16 protein-coding genes are annotated in these 18,914 nt (G+C 66.2%); 5 read left to right on the forward strand and 11 right to left on the reverse strand.

Going from position 1 to position 18,914, the window contains the following annotated elements; translation table 11 throughout:
* Window positions 1–35: 35 nt before the first annotated feature.
* Window positions 36–1,349 carry a S9 family peptidase gene (locus FG94_RS07440; protein ID WP_051996308.1) on the reverse strand — a complete coding sequence of 438 codons (1,314 nt, stop codon included), beginning with the start codon at window positions 1,347–1,349 and terminating at the stop codon, window positions 36–38.
* Between the two features lie 234 nt (window positions 1,350–1,583).
* Between FG94_RS07440 and FG94_RS27850 the strand changes: the two genes are divergently transcribed.
* A complete protein-coding gene (locus tag FG94_RS27850) occupies window positions 1,584–2,312 on the forward strand; it encodes a choice-of-anchor K domain-containing protein (protein ID WP_081925856.1) in 729 nt (242 codons plus the stop codon).
* Between the two features lie 53 nt (window positions 2,313–2,365).
* Here FG94_RS27850 and FG94_RS07450 read toward each other — a convergent pair whose 3' ends face one another.
* The 4 genes from FG94_RS07450 to FG94_RS07465 are packed head-to-tail and all read right to left on the reverse strand — an operon-like array spanning window position 2,366 to window position 7,177.
* Window positions 2,366–4,054 carry a M14 family zinc carboxypeptidase gene (locus FG94_RS07450; protein WP_036209077.1) on the reverse strand — a complete coding sequence of 563 codons (1,689 nt, stop codon included), beginning with the start codon at window positions 4,052–4,054 and terminating at the stop codon, window positions 2,366–2,368.
* Between the two features lie 17 nt (window positions 4,055–4,071).
* Window positions 4,072–5,586: a sensor histidine kinase gene (locus FG94_RS07455; protein WP_036209081.1), complete on the reverse strand. Its 1,515-nt coding sequence runs from the start codon at window positions 5,584–5,586 to the stop codon at window positions 4,072–4,074.
* Window positions 5,583–6,515, reverse strand: a complete 933-nt coding sequence (locus FG94_RS07460; RefSeq protein ID WP_051996309.1) for a hypothetical protein — start codon at window positions 6,513–6,515, stop codon at window positions 5,583–5,585. The genes FG94_RS07455 and FG94_RS07460 overlap by 4 nt, the downstream gene beginning before the upstream one ends.
* 8 nt (window positions 6,516–6,523) lie before the next feature.
* A complete protein-coding gene (locus FG94_RS07465; RefSeq protein WP_027867316.1) occupies window positions 6,524–7,177 on the reverse strand; it encodes a response regulator transcription factor in 654 nt (217 codons plus the stop codon).
* A 331-nt stretch (window positions 7,178–7,508) separates the two neighbouring features.
* Here FG94_RS07465 and FG94_RS07470 point away from each other — a divergent pair, with 331 nt between their 5' ends.
* The 3 genes from FG94_RS07470 (at window position 7,509) to FG94_RS07480 (ending at window position 12,353) form a co-directional block, all read left to right on the forward strand.
* Window positions 7,509–8,177 carry an energy transducer TonB gene (locus tag FG94_RS07470; protein WP_036209084.1) on the forward strand — a complete coding sequence of 223 codons (669 nt, stop codon included), beginning with the start codon at window positions 7,509–7,511 and terminating at the stop codon, window positions 8,175–8,177.
* 122 nt (window positions 8,178–8,299) lie between these two features.
* Window positions 8,300–10,639: a M28 family peptidase gene (locus FG94_RS07475; RefSeq protein WP_229445882.1), complete on the forward strand. Its 2,340-nt coding sequence runs from the start codon at window positions 8,300–8,302 to the stop codon at window positions 10,637–10,639.
* Between the two features lie 64 nt (window positions 10,640–10,703).
* Entirely contained in the window at window positions 10,704–12,353 is a 1,650-nt protein-coding gene (locus FG94_RS07480) for a M28 family peptidase (protein ID WP_036209087.1), read from the forward strand.
* A gap of 126 nt (window positions 12,354–12,479) precedes the next feature.
* Here the strand turns inward: FG94_RS07480 and FG94_RS07485 are convergent, their stop codons facing one another.
* Window positions 12,480–13,991 (reverse strand): acetyl-CoA hydrolase/transferase family protein, encoded by a 1,512-nt coding sequence (locus tag FG94_RS07485; RefSeq protein WP_036209090.1) that lies wholly within the window; start codon window positions 13,989–13,991, stop codon window positions 12,480–12,482.
* A 24-nt stretch (window positions 13,992–14,015) separates the two neighbouring features.
* Window positions 14,016–14,957 carry a bestrophin family protein gene (locus tag FG94_RS07490; protein ID WP_036209093.1) on the reverse strand — a complete coding sequence of 314 codons (942 nt, stop codon included), beginning with the start codon at window positions 14,955–14,957 and terminating at the stop codon, window positions 14,016–14,018.
* 116 nt (window positions 14,958–15,073) lie between these two features.
* On the opposite strand from FG94_RS07490, the gene hpaR reads away from it, so the two are divergent.
* A complete protein-coding gene (hpaR, locus tag FG94_RS07495) occupies window positions 15,074–15,553 on the forward strand; it encodes a homoprotocatechuate degradation operon regulator HpaR (RefSeq protein ID WP_036209096.1) in 480 nt (159 codons plus the stop codon).
* 82 nt (window positions 15,554–15,635) lie between these two features.
* Here hpaR and sodC read toward each other — a convergent pair whose 3' ends face one another.
* The 4 genes from sodC to FG94_RS07515 all read right to left on the reverse strand — a co-directional run bounded on the left by sodC (window position 15,636) and on the right by FG94_RS07515 (window position 18,890).
* Window positions 15,636–16,157 (reverse strand): superoxide dismutase family protein, encoded by a 522-nt coding sequence (sodC, locus tag FG94_RS07500; protein ID WP_036209099.1) that lies wholly within the window; start codon window positions 16,155–16,157, stop codon window positions 15,636–15,638.
* A gap of 105 nt (window positions 16,158–16,262) precedes the next feature.
* On the reverse strand, window positions 16,263–17,009 hold the full coding sequence (locus tag FG94_RS07505; RefSeq protein WP_036209101.1) for a PEP-CTERM sorting domain-containing protein: 747 nt from the start codon (window positions 17,007–17,009) through the stop codon (window positions 16,263–16,265).
* A gap of 124 nt (window positions 17,010–17,133) precedes the next feature.
* The gene (locus tag FG94_RS28095; RefSeq protein ID WP_036209104.1) at window positions 17,134–17,748 is read right to left on the reverse strand and encodes a PEP-CTERM sorting domain-containing protein; all 615 of its coding nucleotides are present in this window, start codon (window positions 17,746–17,748) and stop codon (window positions 17,134–17,136) included.
* Window positions 17,749–17,891: 143 nt separating this feature from the next.
* On the reverse strand, window positions 17,892–18,890 hold the full coding sequence (locus FG94_RS07515) for a hypothetical protein (RefSeq protein WP_036209107.1): 999 nt from the start codon (window positions 18,888–18,890) through the stop codon (window positions 17,892–17,894).
* Window positions 18,891–18,914 lie beyond the last annotated feature (24 nt).

Raw genomic sequence — 18,914 nt, forward strand, 5'->3', positions numbered from 1 at the left:
GACTGGGACGAAGCCGGGGTTTTCCCCGGTTTTTTTCATTCGTTCCCGACCACTTTCTTCATCCATGTCGACATGAAGGCAAGCGCCGAAGGCGCGACCGTTTCCTCGATCAGAAAATACTCGCTGGCCTTGCCGGTCCTGGCAGTCTGGAAGCTATGGTTGAGGCCAGGAAGCTGGCGCACGACGCTCTGGGGAGAGCGGCTTGCGAGGGCACGCCCGATCTCTTTCAGGTTCTCGGCGGGCGGAACCTGGAGGTCCTTCTCTCCTCCCAGGGCCAGCACCGGGCAGGCGACGCGCTTGAGATACTGGCGCGGGTCCAGTGACAGGAAGCGCCGGAACCAGGGCGTCAGCAAGGCCTCGAAAGCTTCGTCAGGAATCCCTTCCGGTGGAATCTCGAGTGCGGTCCTGGTCGCCGCCGGCAAGGCAAGCGTGGCCGCCCGCATGGCCACGAGCGCTTCAAGGCGGGTCCGGTCGCTTGCGGCAATCTCGAACAGCTCGCGTTCCTGGGACCGGTTGAGCAGGACGAGGGACTCGTCCATGCCTTCGGCGCGGCGGGCGGCCGCGTCCTGCAGGCTTTTGATGTCGATGCCGGGCAGGCCGGTACCGCCGAGCATGACGATGAAGCGGACGTCCGCCGGCGCCTGCGCCGCCACCATGGACGCGATGATGCCGCCTTCGCTGTGCCCGACGATGCCGATCCGGGATGCGCGGATGTTCGGCTGGATCTTCAGGAAGCGTACTGCGGCCAGCGCGTCGGCGGCGTAGTCGTCGGTGGTAGAGTCGGGATGCCGTCTGCCTCCCGTCAGCCCGACGCCCCGTTTGTCGTACCGAAGCACGGCAAAGCCCTGCCGGGTCAGGTGATCCGCCAGCACCGCCAGCGTCTTGTGCAGGGACATTCCTCCATCGCGGTCATGCGGCCCGGTGCCTGCAAGCAGCACGACACCGGGAAACGGGCCGCCTGCCGCCGGATAGCTGAGTGTCCCTACTGGTGAAACCTCCGGATCGGGCGTGTCGAACACGACCTCCTGCGTGACATACGGCAGGGGCGCGGTCGGGTGTTGTGGACGACGCCGTTCGGCGTAGACATGAAAACCGCCACCGGCCTGTTCGACCAGGAAGCTGGTCTGGAAGCCGCTGCTTCCGACTCCCGTGATTCGCTTCGGCTGTCCCCTTGCCGGCGCTTTCCATTCCTCGCTGAGCTTTACCTTCATCTTGCCGAGTTCCGTGTCGACGTCTTCCGCCTTCTGCGTCGAGAACATATAGCGCTTGATCGTGGATTCGGCGAAGGCCGTGGGTGGGAGTGCAGCCAGGGCCAGCCCGGCGCCGAGACGTAGGAGGGAACGATGCATGACAGGTATCCAGGTAGTGGCGAGTCCAGGCAGGATACGTAGACATGATGGAGAGATGATGGAGGTCCTGTCGCCGTCCGCTTTCTATTTAATGTGACAACTTTCTATAACGATAATGTCGAGAAATCTTACATTCCTACAGTTAATAAAAATGAGTTCCTTAAAAATCAATAACTTAGTTGCCTGGCACGGTTTTAGCTTATAAAATAACAACTACAATTAACTGGGGGAAATATGAATTTCTTACATTCCACTAAGCTGATTTCCGGCTTGATCATCTCGATGGCGCTGGGTGCGGGCACTGCGAATGCGACCGTCATCCAGGGGAGCTCCACAGGCACGTTCGCGAATATTTCGAATTGCTGGGGCACCTGCTACGTGTTCGACGGTGTCAAGCAGCCGGACGCGGTGCTCGGATGGGGTTTCGGACTGTTCACCAATGGCTCGACCCTGGTGGCCCAGCAACGGCAGTGGAATGTCGGGGTAGAGAATGCGAACGACGTGATCCTGGCCGAACTGGTGTGGACCAACCGCGCCACCGCCGACTGGCTCACGCCCGACCTGTTCAAGGTCGATTACACCTTGAACATCAAATTCAGCCAGCCGAACACCGCCAGCGACTCGGAAGTATTCAAGTTCTCGATCTTCAATACCAAGAACCCGGCCGGCGACAAGCTGCTGGGACTGACGCTGGCCGATCTCGCCGGACTGTCATTCGCCTTGAACGGCATCGAGATGTCCGACCTGAAGTACCACCTCACGGGGGCCGGCAGCTTCGATGGGAACTACTGGTCTAACCCGGAAGGCAAGACCTCGACGATGTACATCAGCGCGGACTTCAAGTCGAGCGCGCCGGTGGTGAGCGAGCCGGTGCAGAACGAGGTACCCGAGCCGGCATCCCTGGCGCTGCTCGGCGCGGGCCTGGCCGGCCTTGGCTTCCTGCGCCGCCGCAAGACCGCCTGAGTACCAGTCCGGGGCGGGCGATGTGCCCCGCCCCGGACTGCGTCGTGATCCGCTCAGCCGATCATGAACACCGGATAACGGCGCCACTCCGGCTCGCGATAGCGCTCGCAGTTCGCAAAGATGAAATCGAGCACCGCTTCCTGGTTCGACAGCAGCGCCGGATTGGCCTCCTTCCACGCCTCGAACCTGGCGGCCAGCGCAGGCTCGTCGTTGAGCAGTTCGACCGCGTGGTCCTCGAACACGTAATCCGAATACGCTTCCTTCTTCTCCAGCACGCTGTTGAAGAAGCCCCAGCGGAAGAAGCTGTCGTGGCCCAGCGGCTCGAGCGTCTCGACCGCGTAACGCGCATGGTCCTGGTCGAGCGGCACGATGACATCGCCCGCGCGCAGCTGGACCTGTGCGCGGCGCTTTTCCAGCACCACGTCGTCGTGGAACATGTGGCCTTCGTAGGCGTTCGGACGCGAGCTCACCGACACGATGTGGTAACAATCCACCTCCTCCACGCGATCAGCTTCGACACGCTCCATGCGCACGCCGTTCCACTGCAAGCGCTCGATCGCCTCGCGCCACTGTTGCGGCACCACGTAGGCGCGCGGCGCCGGCACGGTGATGTCGGCCGGGAAGCGGTTGTACCAGGCGATGTCGCGCTCCCAGGGCTTGCTGCGGTCGTACCACAGGCGCGAATAGGTGCCCAGCACGCTCGGCTTGTACCCGGCTTCGTAGCCCTTGAAGCGGAAGCTGTCCGGGTTCGCCTCGTCCATCGCCCAGTGGATCGGCCATTCGGCACGGGTGCGGTCCAGCTGCCTGGCGGCGCAGCGCAGCGCCTGGATCTGCTCGGCGTTCTGCACGGTGAATTCCAGCGCAGTCTCGACCAGCGCGCGCATCGACGCGTAGCGGTCCTTGAAAGGCTTGAGCATGTGGGTCTCGGGCATGAAGCCGATCGTGTGGTGCAGGGCTGCGTAGCCGGTCGAGAAGCGCGCCGTCTCGAGGAAGTCGGCGATGCCGTGGTCCGGGCTGTCCTTGACCGGGTTCACGTAGGGGCAGGTCGGCCAGCCGCGCTGCTGCATGCCTTCGTACATCGCCGGCAGCATGGTCGAGCGCAGGAATTCGCCCAGCTCGCCGCCCAGCTTGTCCGGCTGAGTGTGGATCAGGGTCATGGTGTAGCTGTAGTCGGCGCCGTTGGAGGTGTGGGTGTCGACCATCACGTCCGGGTCCCAGGCCGTGAACAGCTTGTTGAACACCTGCGCGGTCAGGCTGTCGCACTTGATGAAGTCGCGGTTCAGGTCGAGGTGGCGGCTCATGCCGCGGAAGCCGAACTGCTCCGGGCCGTCCTGGTTCACGCGCGAGGTATCGGCGCGGTTCAAGCTACCGTCCACGTTGTATAGCGGGACGAACAGGAACACGGTCTTGCCCAGCGCAGCCAAACGCTCGGGCTGGGTGCAGAAGTCGCGCACCAGCGCCATACAGGCGTCCACGCCTTCCGGCTCGCCCGGATGGATGCCGTTGTTGTTGAAGAAGACCGGGCGGCCCGCGCGCTTGATGTCGTCGCGGTCGAACACGCCGTCGCTGCTCACCACGCCCGCGTGGATCGGCACGCCGGCGTCCGACACACCCACTTGCTCGAAGCGCAGCACGTCCGGATAGCGGCGCGCGAGGTCTTCGTACCAGGCGATGCATTCGCCATGCGTGGTGGTCTGGTTCAGGTTGCCCTTTTCGAAGGGCGTCAGCAGTTCAGTGGACATAATGACTTTATAGGGAGTTAAACCGTTGGGGCAGGCACGACGGTCGCCGGTGCATGCAGCGGCAGCGTGATCGCCACCACCGTGCCGCCGCCGACGCTGGAGCGCACGTCCATCACGCCATGCACGGCGTACACGCGTTCGCGCATGCCGATGATGCCGATGCCTTCCGAGGCGCTGGCCGGGTCGAAGCCGTTACCGTCGTCCGCGACCACGATGCGCAGGGTCTGCGCGCCTTCGTCCAGCACCAGGCGCACCTGGGCGGAGGTGGCGTGGGCATGCTTCATCACGTTCGACAGCGCTTCCTGCACGATGCGGTAGGCGGAAATCGCCAGCTCGTTCGACAGGCGCGAGAAATCGCCCTCGCCGTGGAATTCGAAGCTGCAGCCCGAGCTGCCGTCGTAGTGGCGCACCATCTCTTCCACCGCGCCGTGCAGGCCCAGCATGTCGAGCACCTCGGGGCGCAGGCGCCGCACCAGGCGGCGGCCGTTGGCGTACAGGTCGAGCGCGAGCTTGGTGATGGCCTGCGACTTGCGCCCGATCTCCTCGACTTCCGCACTTGGCGGCGCCTTGGCGGCCAGTGCGCCGATCGACTGCGCCTCCAGGCGCGCGGCGATCAGGGACGCGTTCAGTTCGTCGTGGATCTCGACCGCGATGCTCTTGCGCTCGTCCTCGATGATGGAATTGACCTTCTGGATCAGCTTGCGCTTGTCGGCGTCGGCGCGCAGCGCCTCGTTGCGCGAGGCCAGCAGGTCGCGGGTGCGTTCGGCCACCTTGTTTTCCAGGTCGCGCTTGGATTCGTCCAGGGCCAGGGACATCTCGCCGATCGAGGCCTGCAGCTCGCCCACCTCGCCACCGGTCGTGACCGGCAGGTGCACGCGGAAGTCGCCGTTGCGGATGCGGCTCAGCGCGCCGATCGCCTCGCGCAGCGGCACCGTGAGCGAGCGCGCCAGCACCCAGGCCAGCACGCCGCTGACCACCAGCGCCAGCGCGGCCATGCCCACCTCGAAGCGGAAGCGCCGGGTCTGCTTGGCCATCATGTTCGAGGGCGACATCGTCACCCGCACCCAGCCGACGATCTCGGTGGTGAGGGTGGGCGGACGCAGGTCGCTCGAGGCCGACACGTGCGGCGTGCCGTTGTCGGTGAACAGGTTGATCCACACCACCTGCTTCTTGATCGGCGCCTCGTAGTGGTGCGACTGGGCGTCGATGGCCGATTCGGAATCGACGCGCACGGCCTGGAGGCCGTCCACGCCCACCACTTCGATGCGGTAGATGCTGCTGTCGGACTGCACCAGGCCGTTGATGGTCAGGCGCAGGTCGGACAGGTTGCCCGAGATGACGTTGTATTCGCTGGTCTCGGCCAGCGCGCGCGCCAGGGTGCGCCCGCGCTCGGCCAGTTCCTCGGCCACCTGGGCGCGGTGCGAATAATACGAGTACCACACGAAGGCGGTGAACAGGAAGGTCACCGGCAGCATGGTGATGAAGGCCATGCGCCGGCCGATGCTCCAGCCGCGCCAGAAGCGCAGTTTCATGGCTTGGCCGCCTGCCGTGCCGTCAGCCGCGCCGGCAGGTTCGAGAAGCGGCGCGCGCCGTCGGTCACGCGCACGTCGAGCGAGCGCGCCACGCCCTCGTTGACCACGGTGCGGAAGTAGCGCGGGAACTGCGGCGGCGGCAGGTTGCCGGTGACGACGAACGCGGCCGCGATCTCGGCCACCTGGGTATTGATGTCCTCGATCTCGGAATAGGTGGTGGCCAGCGCGCCGACCTTCACCATGTCGGCCGAGAAGCCGATCACGCCCTGCTTGCGGCGGTAGGTCGAGAGCAGGATGTTGCGCACGTTCTCGGGGTTGTAGACGTCGCCGTCGGGCATGGCCAGCAGCACCTCGGAGCGCGTCATGCGGTTGAGCGTGTGGTTGATGTCGTCCCCCAGGGCGAAGGGCTGCACTTCCACCTCCGGCTCCAGTGCCGGGCGCAGGAAGGTCGTGTCTTCGCCGAGGATGGCGCCGACCCGCACCGGGCGGCCGTACAGCAGCGCGGCCAGGCGCAGCTGGTCGGGCGGCGCCGGCTCGGCATACACGGCGGTGATCAGGCCGGCGCGCGCGGCCGGGGTCTTGGCGGTGAGCGCGCGCCACACCTGGCTGGAGGTGAAGGCGGAAATGATCACGCAATCGCAGCGGCGCGCCACGGCGTCGCGCAGCGCGGCCGGGCCGATGGCCACGTAGAGCATGCGGCGGCTCTGGCCCAGTTCGGTGCGAAAGCCGGCGAAGGTGGGCACCAGGCGCTTGTACAGGTCTTCGGCGATGCGGCGCGTGACCTCGCTGTCGTCGCCGGTGAGGATCTGGAAGCGATAGCCGGTGATCTCGTCGTCCTTGCGGACCGGATCCACAAGCTGCGCCTGGGCCACGCCGGCAAGGAGCGCAAGCGCAGCCGCGGCCGCGCGCAGGGACGTCGTGAGGCGCATCGGCTTGTTTAAGGTTCGATCAGGCCGTGCTTCACGGCCAGCAGGGTGATGTTGGCCTGGCGGTGCACGCCCAGCTTTTCCTTGATCGACTGGCTGATGTTGCTGATGGTCTTGGTCGACAGGTCGAGCTTCTCGGCGATCTCCGCGTTGGTCAGGCCTTCGGCCATCAGCTTGAAGATCTCCAGCCCGCGCTCGTCGAGCTGCGACTGCGGCGTCACGTCGCCGCGCACCGCCATGCTGGCCAGGCGCGAGGCGATCTGCGGCAGGAAGTACAGCTTGCCGTCGTGGGCGTGGCGCACCGCGGTCACCAGGTCGGACGGATCGCAATCCTTGGTGACGAAGGCATGCGCGCCCATGCGGTAGGTTTCCTTGATCAGGCTGTCCTGGTCAAACTGGCTCAGGAAGATGATCTTGGCGCGCGGGTCGTCCTTCAGGATGCTCTGCGCGGCATCGAGGCCGGTGAGCTCGGTCCCGAAGCGCATGTCGAGGATGACGACGTCGGGTTGCTGGGACGCATACAGCGCCACCGCCTCGCTCGGGGTCTTGGCCTGCCCCACCACCTGCATGCCGGCCGCCTCCAGGGACATGGCAAAGCCGGTCATGACGATCGGGTGGTCGTCCGCAAGCATCACGCGGATCGGTTTTTTCTGTTCGGACACCATTTCACTCCTGTTGATCACCCGCTTTTGGCGCACGCAATATGACACTGTCATTCGCTTACCAATCTGTGGCAGGACTGTGTGCCAAGGGACAGAAAGCATGCGGGGTATACAAGGATTATTTCATACAACGGGCCGCGACGCGAGACCCCAGCCATTCTCCGCTTTTGTGCCAAGAAGACTTACAAACGGAAGCAAAATTACCAAGAAATAGCTTTACATACTACCAAGACCTAGCATATATTGATTCCATCAGCTGTCAGATGCATATCTTTCCTTAAGCAAAAAGTTCTGCGATGCAATCGCAGAACCCGAACAAGAAGAGGAGATCGCCATGCACTTCACGCAACTCAACGATGGAACCGGCGGCAAAGCCGGCAAGTTCGCAGTCGTCGCCGGCCTGCACGTGCTGGTAGGCATGGGCCTGATCAATGTGATGAATTCCAAGAGCATCACCCTGCCCAAGCTGATCGAAGACGCCACGGTCTGGATCCAGCCCCAGACGCCCCCGCCTCCTCCGCCGGAGCCGCCGCAGCCCGTGGTGAAGGCCGTCAAGCCACCGCCGATCGTGGTGCCGAAGCCGGAAGTCGAGGTGCCCCTGCCCCCGGTCGAGGAACCGATCCAGGCCAGCACCGAACCTGAACCGCTTGTCGAACCGGCGCAGCCGGTCGCCAACGACGTTCCGCCCACCCCGGCGGCCAAGCCCGGCAGCACGCCGGGCCAGATGGGCAGCGCCGTGCTGGCCAATGCCGAGGGCTGCGCCAAGCCGGACTATCCAATCAACGCGGCGCGCAACGGCGACACCGGCACCGTGACCCTGGCCCTGCTGGTCGGCGCCGACGGCCGGGTGCAGGATGCGCGGGTCCAGAGAACCAGCGGCCACCGCGAGCTGGACCGCGCCGCGCTGAATGCCCTGAGCCTGTGCCAGTTCAAGCCCGCCATGAACAATGGCGTCGCCCAGCCCGGATGGGGGCAGATCGCCTACGTCTGGACGCTCGAATAAACATCTCCGTTCCCTTCTTTGCCCGCTTTTCATCGCGGGCTTTTTTTCGCCTGGCGTCGAGGAGAACGCCGCCGGCGACCCGGCAGCACTGACAACAAGACGAATAACAAGGAGAGAGAAGCATGCTTACCGCTGGATCACCGATGGCGCCGCCGCGCGTCCTCGACAGGCGTACGCTGGCCGCGCTGGCGGCCGGCCTGCTTGCCCTTGCGATGCTGGCCATCCTGGCCTGGACCGCCAGCCGCCCCGCGGCCCCGCCTGCGCCGGCTGCTCAGGCCGCGCCACCGGCACTCGACCGGATGATGCGCCACGTGTCGGTGCTGGCGGCACAGCCGCGCCCGATCGCCACCGCCGCCAATGCCCGGGCGCGTGCGTACATCGTCGAGCAGCTGCGCGCCATCGGCCTGGAGCCGCAGGTGCAAACCACCACCGTGCAGAAGTCGACCATCCGCTTCTGGGGCGGCACCGACGTGACGCTCGGCGTGGTGCACAACATCGTGGTGCGCCTGCCGGGCAGCGCGCCGGACCGGATGCGCCGTCCGGCAGTGCTGCTGGCGGCGCACTACGACAGCGGCAACGCCACGCTCGGCGCGGCGCGCGGGGCGGCCCAGGTGGCGGCCATGATCGAGACCGCGCGGGCGCTGCACCTGGACCCCGCGCATCCCAACGCGCACCTGAACGACATCGTCCTGCTGTTCCTGGATGGCGAAGACGTGGGCGCGCTCGGCGCCAAAGGCTTCGCCGAACAGCATCCGCTGGCGCGCGAGGTGGGCCTGAGCCTGAAGTTCGACGCCACCGGCAGCGCCGGGCCGCTGTCGCTGTATGCGGCGGCGAATGCGGGCAGCGGCGCGCTGGGCGGCTGGGCGCGGGCGGTGCCCGGCTTGAAAGGCTCGTCGCTGATGGCGCGCTTCTACCGGCTGCTGCCGGACACGCCGCGCATGGGTCCCCTGTCCACCATCGACGCTCCCGCCCTGCTGTTCGTGAACACCGGCCGGCCCTTCGACCGCGGGCGCACGCTCGATGTCGTGGAGCGCCTCGATCCGGCCTTGCTGGGCCACCTGGGCGACAGCATGCTGCGCCTGTCCAGGCACTTCGGCGCGCAGACGCTGGCGCGCGGCAGCTACGGTCCCCATGCCTGGTTCAGCTTGCCGCTGCTCGGCAGCGTCCAGCATTCGGCCATCCTGTGCTGGGGCCTCGCCGCGCTGTCCTGCCTGATGCTGGCGCGTGCCTACCGCCGGGCGACATCGGAGACTGATACCACGGTGGCGCCGCTGGTGCAGGGCTTCTTCGGCGTGGCGCTGATCCTGCTAGCGGCGCGCATGCTGCTGTGGGAGCGGCGCCACGAGCTTGCCGCGCTGGCGCAGTCGCAGGAAGCGGGGCCGGCCGTGGTTTTTCTGGTGTCCGGCGCCTGCCTGTTCGTCGGCGCGCTCTACCTGTTGCGCAGGCTGGTTGGCGCTGTGTCCGTGTTCCTGGGCGCGATGTCCTGGCTGGCGCTGGCGCTGCTGCTCATCCTCTCGTGGGCGCCGGAGGCCGCGTGGCTGCTGGCCTGGCCGCTGGCGGCGGCGCTGGCCGCCTTCACGGCGCTGGAGGCGCCGCGGCCCTTCCTGCTGCGCCTCCTGATCCTGGCCGCCGGCCTGCTTCCCGCGCCGCTGCTCATCCTGCCGGCGCTGCGCGCGGCGTGGACGGAGCTCGGTCCGCAGGGACTGTACGTGCTGGCGGTGCTGATCGCCGCCGCGCTGCTGTGCTTCGCCAGCCTGTTCCTGCTGCTGCCGCTCGGGCGCGTGGTCGGCGCCGGCGTCGCTGCCGCATTCGCGGCCTGCGTCGCGCTGCCGGGCCAGGCCTCTGGGCCGGCGCTGCAAGGCCCGATACAGGAACAACCGCTGGTGGCGCCGAACCGCCTGGTCTACTTCAAGGACATGAACAGCTGGCGCGCCTACTGGCTGCTGCCGCCCGAGCCGCTCGACGCCTGGTCGAAGCAGCTGTTCCCGAACCTGGACAAGCCGAGTATCTACGTCGACGTGTTCGGCTGGCACAGCCCGCGCCAGTGGTTCGCGATCGCGCCGCGCGAAGACCGCATCGCCTTCCCGGAAACCTATATGCTGCGCAACCCGCGCCTGGCCCTGCCCAGTATGAATCCGCCGCTGCGCCGGGTGGAATTCACGCTGCGCTCGAAGAACCGCGCCCCGCACATTCAGATGTGGGTGGCCGGCACCAAGCCGCGCCGGTCCACCGTCAACGGCCGCGTGCTGACCTCAAGCGAGAGCCCGTGGTCGCTGTCGCTGTACGGGATGGAAGACCAGCTGCTGCGCTTTACCATCGACGCACCGAACGACGACCCGCTGGCGGTAATGATCGAGGAGCGCATGCCGGGACTTCCGGAACACCTGCTGCCGCCCGGCGCCCCGCCGCGCATGCCGGGAACGGGCATGACAGTCTCGGCGGATGTGTTGCGGTTCTACTGAACAGTTGGCATACAATGTTCGACGCACACCGTGCACACCCCGATTAACCAAGCAGCAGGAAGCCATGCACAAGATCGTCTCCTCCGTTGTCCTCACCGCCCTCGCAAGCAGCCTGGCGCTGGCCTACCCGGCCCATGCCGCCTCGCCCAAGGCGCCGCAGTCCGCACAGGCTGCCACCGTCAAGGAAGCGCCCCTGCGCGCCCACCTCGCTTTCCTGGCGTCCGACGCCCTCGAAGGCCGCGGCACCGGCCAGCGCGGCGGTGAACTGACCGTCACCTATCTCGAAACCCAGAGCGCCGCGATCGGCCTGCAGCCGGCCAACAAGGGCAGCTTCCGCCAGCCGGTGAAGATCGCCGGCGTGCGCTCGCTGCCGCAGAAGAGCACGATCGGCCTGTTTGCCGGCGGCCAGCCGCTGCCGGCGCAGTTCGGCGCCGACTGGGTCTGGGGTCCGGGCGATGCGCAAGCCGACCACACGCTGGACGCGGACATGGTCTTCGTGGGCTACGGCATCAACGCGCCGGAAGAAGGCTGGGACGACTTCAAGGGCCAGGACTTCAAGGGCAAGGTGCTGGTGATGATGGTGAACGATCCGAAGCCGACCGCCGCCGAGCCGAAGCGCTTCAACGGCGAAGGCCTGACCTACTACGGCCGCTGGACCTACAAGCTGGAAGAAGCGGCGCGCCAGGGCGCGGCCGGCGTCCTGCTGATCCACACCGACGCCTCGGCCTCGTACGGCTGGAGCGTGGTGCAGAACAGCTGGGCCAATGCCGAGCGCTTCCAGCTGGCCGAGGGCAAGCTGGGCACCGGCCTGCAGGGCTGGATGACCGACGCCACCGCGCGCAAGCTATTCGCCGCCGCCGGCCAGGACCTCGACAAGCTGCGCGCCGCCGCCGAAGACAAGAACTTCAAGCCGGTGGCGCTGAACGCCCGCGTGCAGGGCGAGGCGCGTGCCGAGGTGCGCACCCTGAACGAATTCAACGTGGCCGGCATCGTGCCGGGCGCCGATCCGAAGCTGAAGGACGAGCTGGTGGTCTACAGCGCGCACTGGGACCACATGGGCAAGCAGGGCACCGAGGGTGACACCATCTTCAACGGCGCCGTCGACAATGCCTCCGGCACCGCCGCCCTGCTGGCGATGGCGCAGGAAGCCGTGCGCAACCCGGCCAAGCGCAGCCAGATGTTCCTGTGGGTGGCAGCCGAGGAACAGGGCCTGCTGGGCAGCGCGGCCTATGCCGCCGCGCCGCTGTGGCCGATCGAGAAGACGGTGGCCAACCTGAACCTGGACAGTCTGAACTTCGTAGGCCTGGTCAAGGATGTCAGCACCCCGGGCAGCGAGCGCACCGACCTGGGCGCGATGGCGGCCGCCACCGCCAAGAGCATGGGCATGACGATCGCACCCGCCAGGCCCGACCTGGGCGGCGGCTACTTCCGCAGCGACCACTTCAGCTTCGCCAAGGCCGGCGTGCCGGCGTTCTCGGTGGGCGCGGGCAGCAGCTGGGTGAAGGACGTGGAAGCGAGCAACGCCAAGCGCAAGGCCTACGGCCCCCGCTACCACCAGGCCAACGACGAATACGATCCGACCTGGGACCTGTCGGGCATGGTGCAGCAGGCGCAGTTCACGCTGAACCTGGGACGCATGGTGGCGGATTCGCCGAGGGCGCCGCAGTGGAAGGCGGGGGATCCGTTTGGCAAGGCGCGCACCGCGGCCAAGTAATCTGGCTGTACGGCTTCGGTGTGGAATTGGGTTCCGGCCTTCGCCGGAACGACGTGCTGAGAGTACTACATACAGATGAGCCGTCATCCCGGCGAAGGCCGGGATCCAAGTTCCGAAGCGCTGCCGCTACGCCGGCAGCATCGACCCCGTCTCGCGGTAGCGCACATGCCACGAGAACGCCTTCTCCAGCACGTGCGGCGTCTGCCCCCCTCCCCGGTTGGCCTCTTCCACGTACTCACGCAGCATCCCCTTGTACGGCTCTGCCACGCAGTTGTCGATGATGCGCTGCGCCCGTTCGCGCGGCGCCAGGCCGCGCAGGTCGGCCAGGCCGACTTCGGTGACGACGATGTCGACATCGTGCTCGTTGTGGTCCACGTGCGAGACCATCGGCACGATGCTCGAGATCTTGCCGCCCTTGGCCACCGACTTGGTGGCGAATACCGATAGATAGGCGTTGCGCGCGAAGTCGCCCGAGCCGCCGATCCCGTTCATCATGTGCGTGCCCGACACGTGGGTCGAATTCACGTTGCCGTAGATGTCGAACTCCAGCGCCGTGTTGATGGCGATGATGCCGAGGCGGCGCACGACTTCGGGATGGTTGCTCACCTCCTGCGGGCGCAGCACCAGGCGGTCCTTGTAGCGCTCCAGGTTGCCGAACACTTCGCGGCCCTTGGCTTCGGACACGGTGATCGAGGAGCCCGAGGCGAAATCCAGCTTGCCGGAGTCGAACAGCTCGAAGGTCGAATCCTGCAGCACTTCCGAATACATGGTCAGGTGCTTGAACGGGCCCTCGTTCAGGCCCGACACCACCGCGTTGGCGATGGTGCCGATGCCGGCCTGGATCGGCATCAGGCTTTCGGTCAGGCGGCCCTGGGCGATCTCCGCGCCGAAGAAGTCGATCAGGTGGCCGGCGATGGCGGCGGTCTCGGCGTCCGGCGGCAGGATCGTCGAGGCGCTATCAGTCTTCTCGGTGAAGACGATGGCGACGATCTTCTCAGGCGGGATCTCGATGGCGCTCGTGCCGATGCGGTCGCTCACGCTAGTCAAGGGCATCGGCTCGCGGCTCGGGCGGCGCTTGGGGATGAAGATGTCGTGCAGGCCCTCCAGGGCCGGCGACTGGCTCAGGTTGATCTCGACGATCACCTTCTCGGCCAGGATCGCGAAGCTGGCGCTGTTGCCGACCGAGGTCGTGGGAACGATGCCGCCGGTTTCGGTGATGGCCACCGCCTCGATCACGGCCACGTCGACCGGCGCGATCTGGCGCGTACGCAGCAATTCGACGGTCTCGGACAGGTGCTGGTCCATGAACATCACCTCGCCGCTGTTGATCGCCGCGCGCAGCGCCGGGTCGGTCTGGAAGGGCATGCGGCGCGCCAGGGCGCCGGATTCGGTCAGCTGCCTGTCGGTGTCGCCGCCGAGCGAGGCGCCGGTGATCAGGGTGATCTTCAGGGGCTCATGGCGGGCACGCTCGGCCAGCGCCAGCGGCACCGCCTTGGCGTCGCCGGCGCGGGTGAAGCCGCTCATGCCGACGGTCATGCCGTCCTTGATCCAGGTGGCCGCCTGGGCGGCATTGGTGATGCGTTCGCGCAGCTGCGGCAGGCGGATGCGGTCGTGTTGAACGTGTTCGTCGTGGTGCATGTGGTCCTCGAGGGGGCTACGAAATTACATGAGGGTGAAATCGACCGCCTGCAGGGGCTGCGGGATGTCCTCGTCGTCCAGCGCGCTGCGCAGGTCGATCTCGATCGCGCGGCAGATGGCGTCCAGCGGCAGGTCGTTCGGCTCCATGCCGAAGGGCTCCTCGAGCTCGTCGCCGAGGGCATCGAGGCCGAAGAAGGTGTAGGCCACGATCGCCACCACCACCGGCGTCATGAATTCGAGCGTGTCGACCAGGCCGAAGGGCAGCAGGAAGCAGTACATGTACGCGGTGCGGTGCAGCAGCACCGAGTACGAGAACGGAATCGGGGTATTCTTGATGCGCTCGCACGAGGCGGCGGCGGCGGTCATCGCGGACAGCGTGGCGTCGATGTTGGCGGCCAGGCAGGCCTCGATGCGGCCCTCCTTCACGCACTGGCCGAGGTCCTGGCCCATGTGCCGCATCAGGTAGTCGGGTTTGTTGGGCGCGCCTTCCATCCGCGCGAATTCCTGCGGCGCGAGGAAGCGGGCCAGGGACGGGTCGAGCGGACGGTGGCGCAGCAGGTCGCGCAGCGAAGCGCAGAAGGCGACGGCGCGCAGGACCATGCGTACCCGCACGTCCTGCATGCCGTTGCGCGCCAGCGCCGGGCCCTCGCCTCCGATCAATCCGGTGCACTGGCGCGCCAGGTTGCGGCTGCGCAGCACCAGCTCGCCCCACAGCTTGCGCCCTTCCCAGAAGCGGTCGTAGGCCGAATTGTTGCGAAAACCCAGGAAGATCGCGAGCGGCAGGCCGATCAGGGTAAACGGGATGGGGGTAATCGTGATCTTCAGGCCGCCGAGCACGCCGTGCGTCCAGGTGACCAGGATGGCGATCGCCACGTTGACCGCGAGCGTGGGCAGGATGCGTGGCAGGACCGAACCGCGCAGCAGCAGGAACAGCTTGAGGCCGGAAGGCCTGTCTCGGATAATCACGATCTTTGCCGCTTGAAAAAGGTGTCGGTGTACACCGATATTCGCTAATATGTTCGCAAGTTAATCACTAATATGTTAGCCAGTCAAGCTCATCGTTTCGCAGAATGGAGTAGATAGTGTCCCGTCGTATCACCAACCGCGACCTGCCGCAGCAGCTGTTGAAGGCGCGCGATGCGCTGATGTCCCACTTCCGCCCGGTGCTGAACCACTTCGGCGTGACCGAGCAGCAGTGGCGCATCCTGCGCGCGCTGGACGAGCACGAACAGCTCGAGCCGCGCGAACTGTGCGAGCTGTGCCAGATCCTGAGCCCGAGCATGGCCGGGGTGCTGGCACGCATGGAAGAGACGGGGCTGGTGCAGCGCCGGCGCGTGGCGGCGGATGCGCGCCGGGTGATGGTGAGCCTGGCGCCAAAGGGCGACGCCCTGTTCGACGAGATCGCGCCGCTGATCGAGCGTCAGTACCGCTTGATGGAAAAGGCGTGGGGCAAGCGCGTGCTCGACGACCTGTCGGCCGCGCTGGCCGGCTTCATCGCGGCGCAGGCGACGCCGGTGCCCTTGGTGGAACTGCCGAAGGACGACAGACCAGCGGACGAATGAAGCAGCACTTCAGAGATGAAATTTCATTTCGTTTTGTTCCATAAATTGAAATTTTATTTCACCCCTGATGTGCCAGGGATGGTTACTGGATGACGCCGCAGGCGATCCTGCCGCCTCCGCCGCCGAGCGGCGCCGGGTGGTCGGCGTGGTTGTCGCCGCCCGCATGGACCATCAGGGCCTTGCCCTTGACGTCCGCCAGCTTCAGGCGCGGCGCCAGCACCGGGTTGGTCGCATTGCCCTTCTCGTCCACCGTCAGGGCCGGCAGGTCGCCCAGGTGGCCGTCGCCCCAGGGCAGGCCGTGCTTGCCGGTCTTGGCCGGATCCAGGTGGCCGCCGGCGGCGCCCGCGGGCACCGTCTTGCCGTCCTTCTGGTTCGGGCCGCAGCTGCCGTTTTCATGCACGTGGAAGCCGTGCAGGCCGGCCGGCAGCTTGCTCAGCGCCGGCGTGAACACGAGGCCGTGCTTCGTTTCGCTGACGGTCACGGTGCCGATATCGGCGCCCTCTCCTTTTTCGGTCGCCATCTTCATGGTGACTTTCATGTCGGCCGCGTTGGCAAGGGCACAGGTGGCGCCCAGCATGACGGCGCACATCCATCGAATGTTCATACAAACCTCCTTCGAGATCCGGTTGAGATAATAGAAAGCCAAGCAAGTGTATTCCATCCCCTTGGATGGGGGATGTTCCGGAGAACATCCCGACAGGCAGGCTTCCTACGCCGCCCCGCCCGGCTTATGGCGGCGCGTCCAGCTGAGCAGCGCCAGGCCGGCGCCGACCAGGACCAGCGGCGCCGGCTCCGGCACCCTGGCGACGTTCAGCGCCGCGACTTCCTGCCGGCTCAGGGCGTGGTCGTAGAGGTGGATGAAGTCGACCGAGCCGGTCGCGAATTCGCCCGAGCCATCGTCCTTGAAGAAGCTGAGCAGGCGCCGGCGGGGCGGCTTGTCCGGGTTGCGCGGATCGAGCTCGTCGGCCAGGTCGGTCTGGCCGGCCAGGCCGAGGCCATCCTGGAAGCTCAGCATCGCTACCCCGTCGTGATAGAAGGTCACCAGGGAATTGCTGTCGCGGGTGACGGTCAGGCGGATGTCCTGCTGCGGCGTGAAGCTGCTGCCGTTGCTACAGTTGCCGCGATAAAAGCAGAACTTGTCGGTGGAGACGTACAGGCCGTGGTCCGGTGTCGCAAACTGGAAGTTCAGGATGCGCTGCCAGTTGGCCTTGTCGCTGCCGAGCCTGAACTCCATGTCGATCGTGTAGACCGCGCCGAGGGCGACCTGCAGCTGCAGCCCCTTGTTCGCGGTGAAGGCGTAGGCGCCTGGCCCTTTGTCGCCGCCGAAGGCGAGCAGGTCGGCCCCGCCCTTCGCGTCCTTCAGGTCGCCGTTCAGCTCATACTGGTGGATCAGCCCGGCCTGGCTGGCGCCGGCGGCGCACAGCAGCGCCGCCGCGATCAGGGAATGCAGTGTCATCTCGTGTCGTCCTCTCGATTAGTGTGCGCAAATGATAAAAAATGAAACATTTGCGTTCTACCCCCATGGGGTGGGGGAATGTTCAGCAAGCAAGCTGTACGCTGAATCGAGAGGACGGACGGGATCAGGCCGCGCGGCGGCGGCGTGCGATGCCGGCCAGGCCGAGGCCCAGGCCCATCAGCGCCAGCGAAGCCGGTTCCGGCACCTGCCCCACCGGCGCGGCGCTGTCGCCGGCCAGCCGGATTGCATCGATCTCTTCCCAGGTTGAGGTGTGGCTGGTGTCGACATACACCTTCAGGCCGGCCACCAGGAAGGAGGTGGTGGCCCAGGACACGCTGAAGTCGAAGGGAGTGTTGGCGGCGCTGGTGTCGACGCCGTCCCACACCTTGTGCAGGTTGCCGAGCGTGTCGATCACGTCGATCTGGTAGACGAAGCCGTTGCCCGAGGTCTCGCGGATGGTCGCGCCATTCGCGTACACCGCGGTGTCGAAGCCGACCGAGATCCATTCCAGGGTGCCGTTCTGGTTTCCCGGGGCCCAGGCAGTGCGGATGTCACCGTAGGCAAAGGTATCCGGTGCGCCGAGCGCCTGGGCCGCACTCCAGTCGCCCGCACTCCATTGCGAACTGAAACCCACGACACTGCTGGCCCACTGCTCGATGGGCGCGGCGCTGGCGCTGCCGATGGATGCCGCAGCGATGGCGGCAGCAAAAACCGAGGTGATCAGGCGTTTGGCGGACATGGTGTACTCCCTTCAGGACGATGATTCCCGGAAAGAGCAACTAACATGCCAGTTTAAATTTTGACTGGATTTTCAGTGGCTTAGAATCTCTCGCGTATTTACTGCGTTGTCGGATGTAAATTTTTCCGACATCGCAGCGAGGCTTACATGCGCGAGATCGCGGGACGCAGGATGGCCAGCAGGCCGGCTTCGGAGGTGCAGCCGAATTTCTCGTAGACCGCCTTTACGCAGTCGCGCAGCACGGCGTCGCTGACATCCATGCGCGAGCGCGCCGCGTCGCGCCCTCCTCCCAGCCCCATCCAGAAGGCCACTTCCATCTGCTGCGGCGACAACTCGACGCTGCCCAGGGCGCGCCAGATCCGCAGCGGCATGGGCACCACGAACTTCAGGAAGATGCCGACGGTGCGGCTGTGAATGGCGTCGTAGGAACCGGCGCTCATCCACTGCGCGCGCGCTTCCAGCACGCCGCCGGCCAGCTCCAGCGTCCCGGCCGGCAGGCGCCAGGGATAGCGTTCGCCGTACACCACCGACTCCACCAGGCGCAGGCAGAACGGCGGCAGGCTGCGGCGGTCGAACACCTGCTGCTCCTGCGAGGCCAGCTGGCCGAGCAGCGCGCCGGCCGAGTCGCTCAGGAACAGGATATCGCCATTGGTGGTGGCCAGCAGCATGGCCTCGTCCTCGATCACACCAAGCAGGCCGTTGCCGGCCGCGGCCGCCGCATTGACATTATGTAGCGCGTAATCGAAATACTTGGCGACGCGTCCCAGGTCTTCCTCGTCGTCCGTGTCGAAGGCCGGGCCGTCGTCGCGCAGCAGGGTGAGCGTGCCGAGCGGGTTCGCCGCCGGACCCAGTCGCACCTCGAGCACGTGGGCCGCGCGTGCGCGCGCCTCCGCCGGCGGCACGCCGAAGTGCACCGAATCGCCATAAAAATAGCCGTTGGGCGGCGGCAGCACGCCGAGCACGTTCGCCTCGTGCACGTCTTCCGGTGCCCGTTCGGCGTGCAAGAACAGCTGGGACGCGCTGTTGGGAATCAGCTCGCGCACCAGCTCCAGTGCATCGGGAATGAGGGTCATCAGGTGCAGCCCGCCGGAACACAGGATCCGCAGGCGCGCCCATTGGCGGCTGTTCTTTTTACGGGACACGGGCGTAGACAGATGTCGGGGAGT

It is taken from the genome of Massilia sp. LC238 (genome assembly GCF_000735635.1).
Taxonomy (GTDB): Bacteria; Pseudomonadota; Gammaproteobacteria; order Burkholderiales; family Burkholderiaceae_D; genus Telluria; species Telluria varians.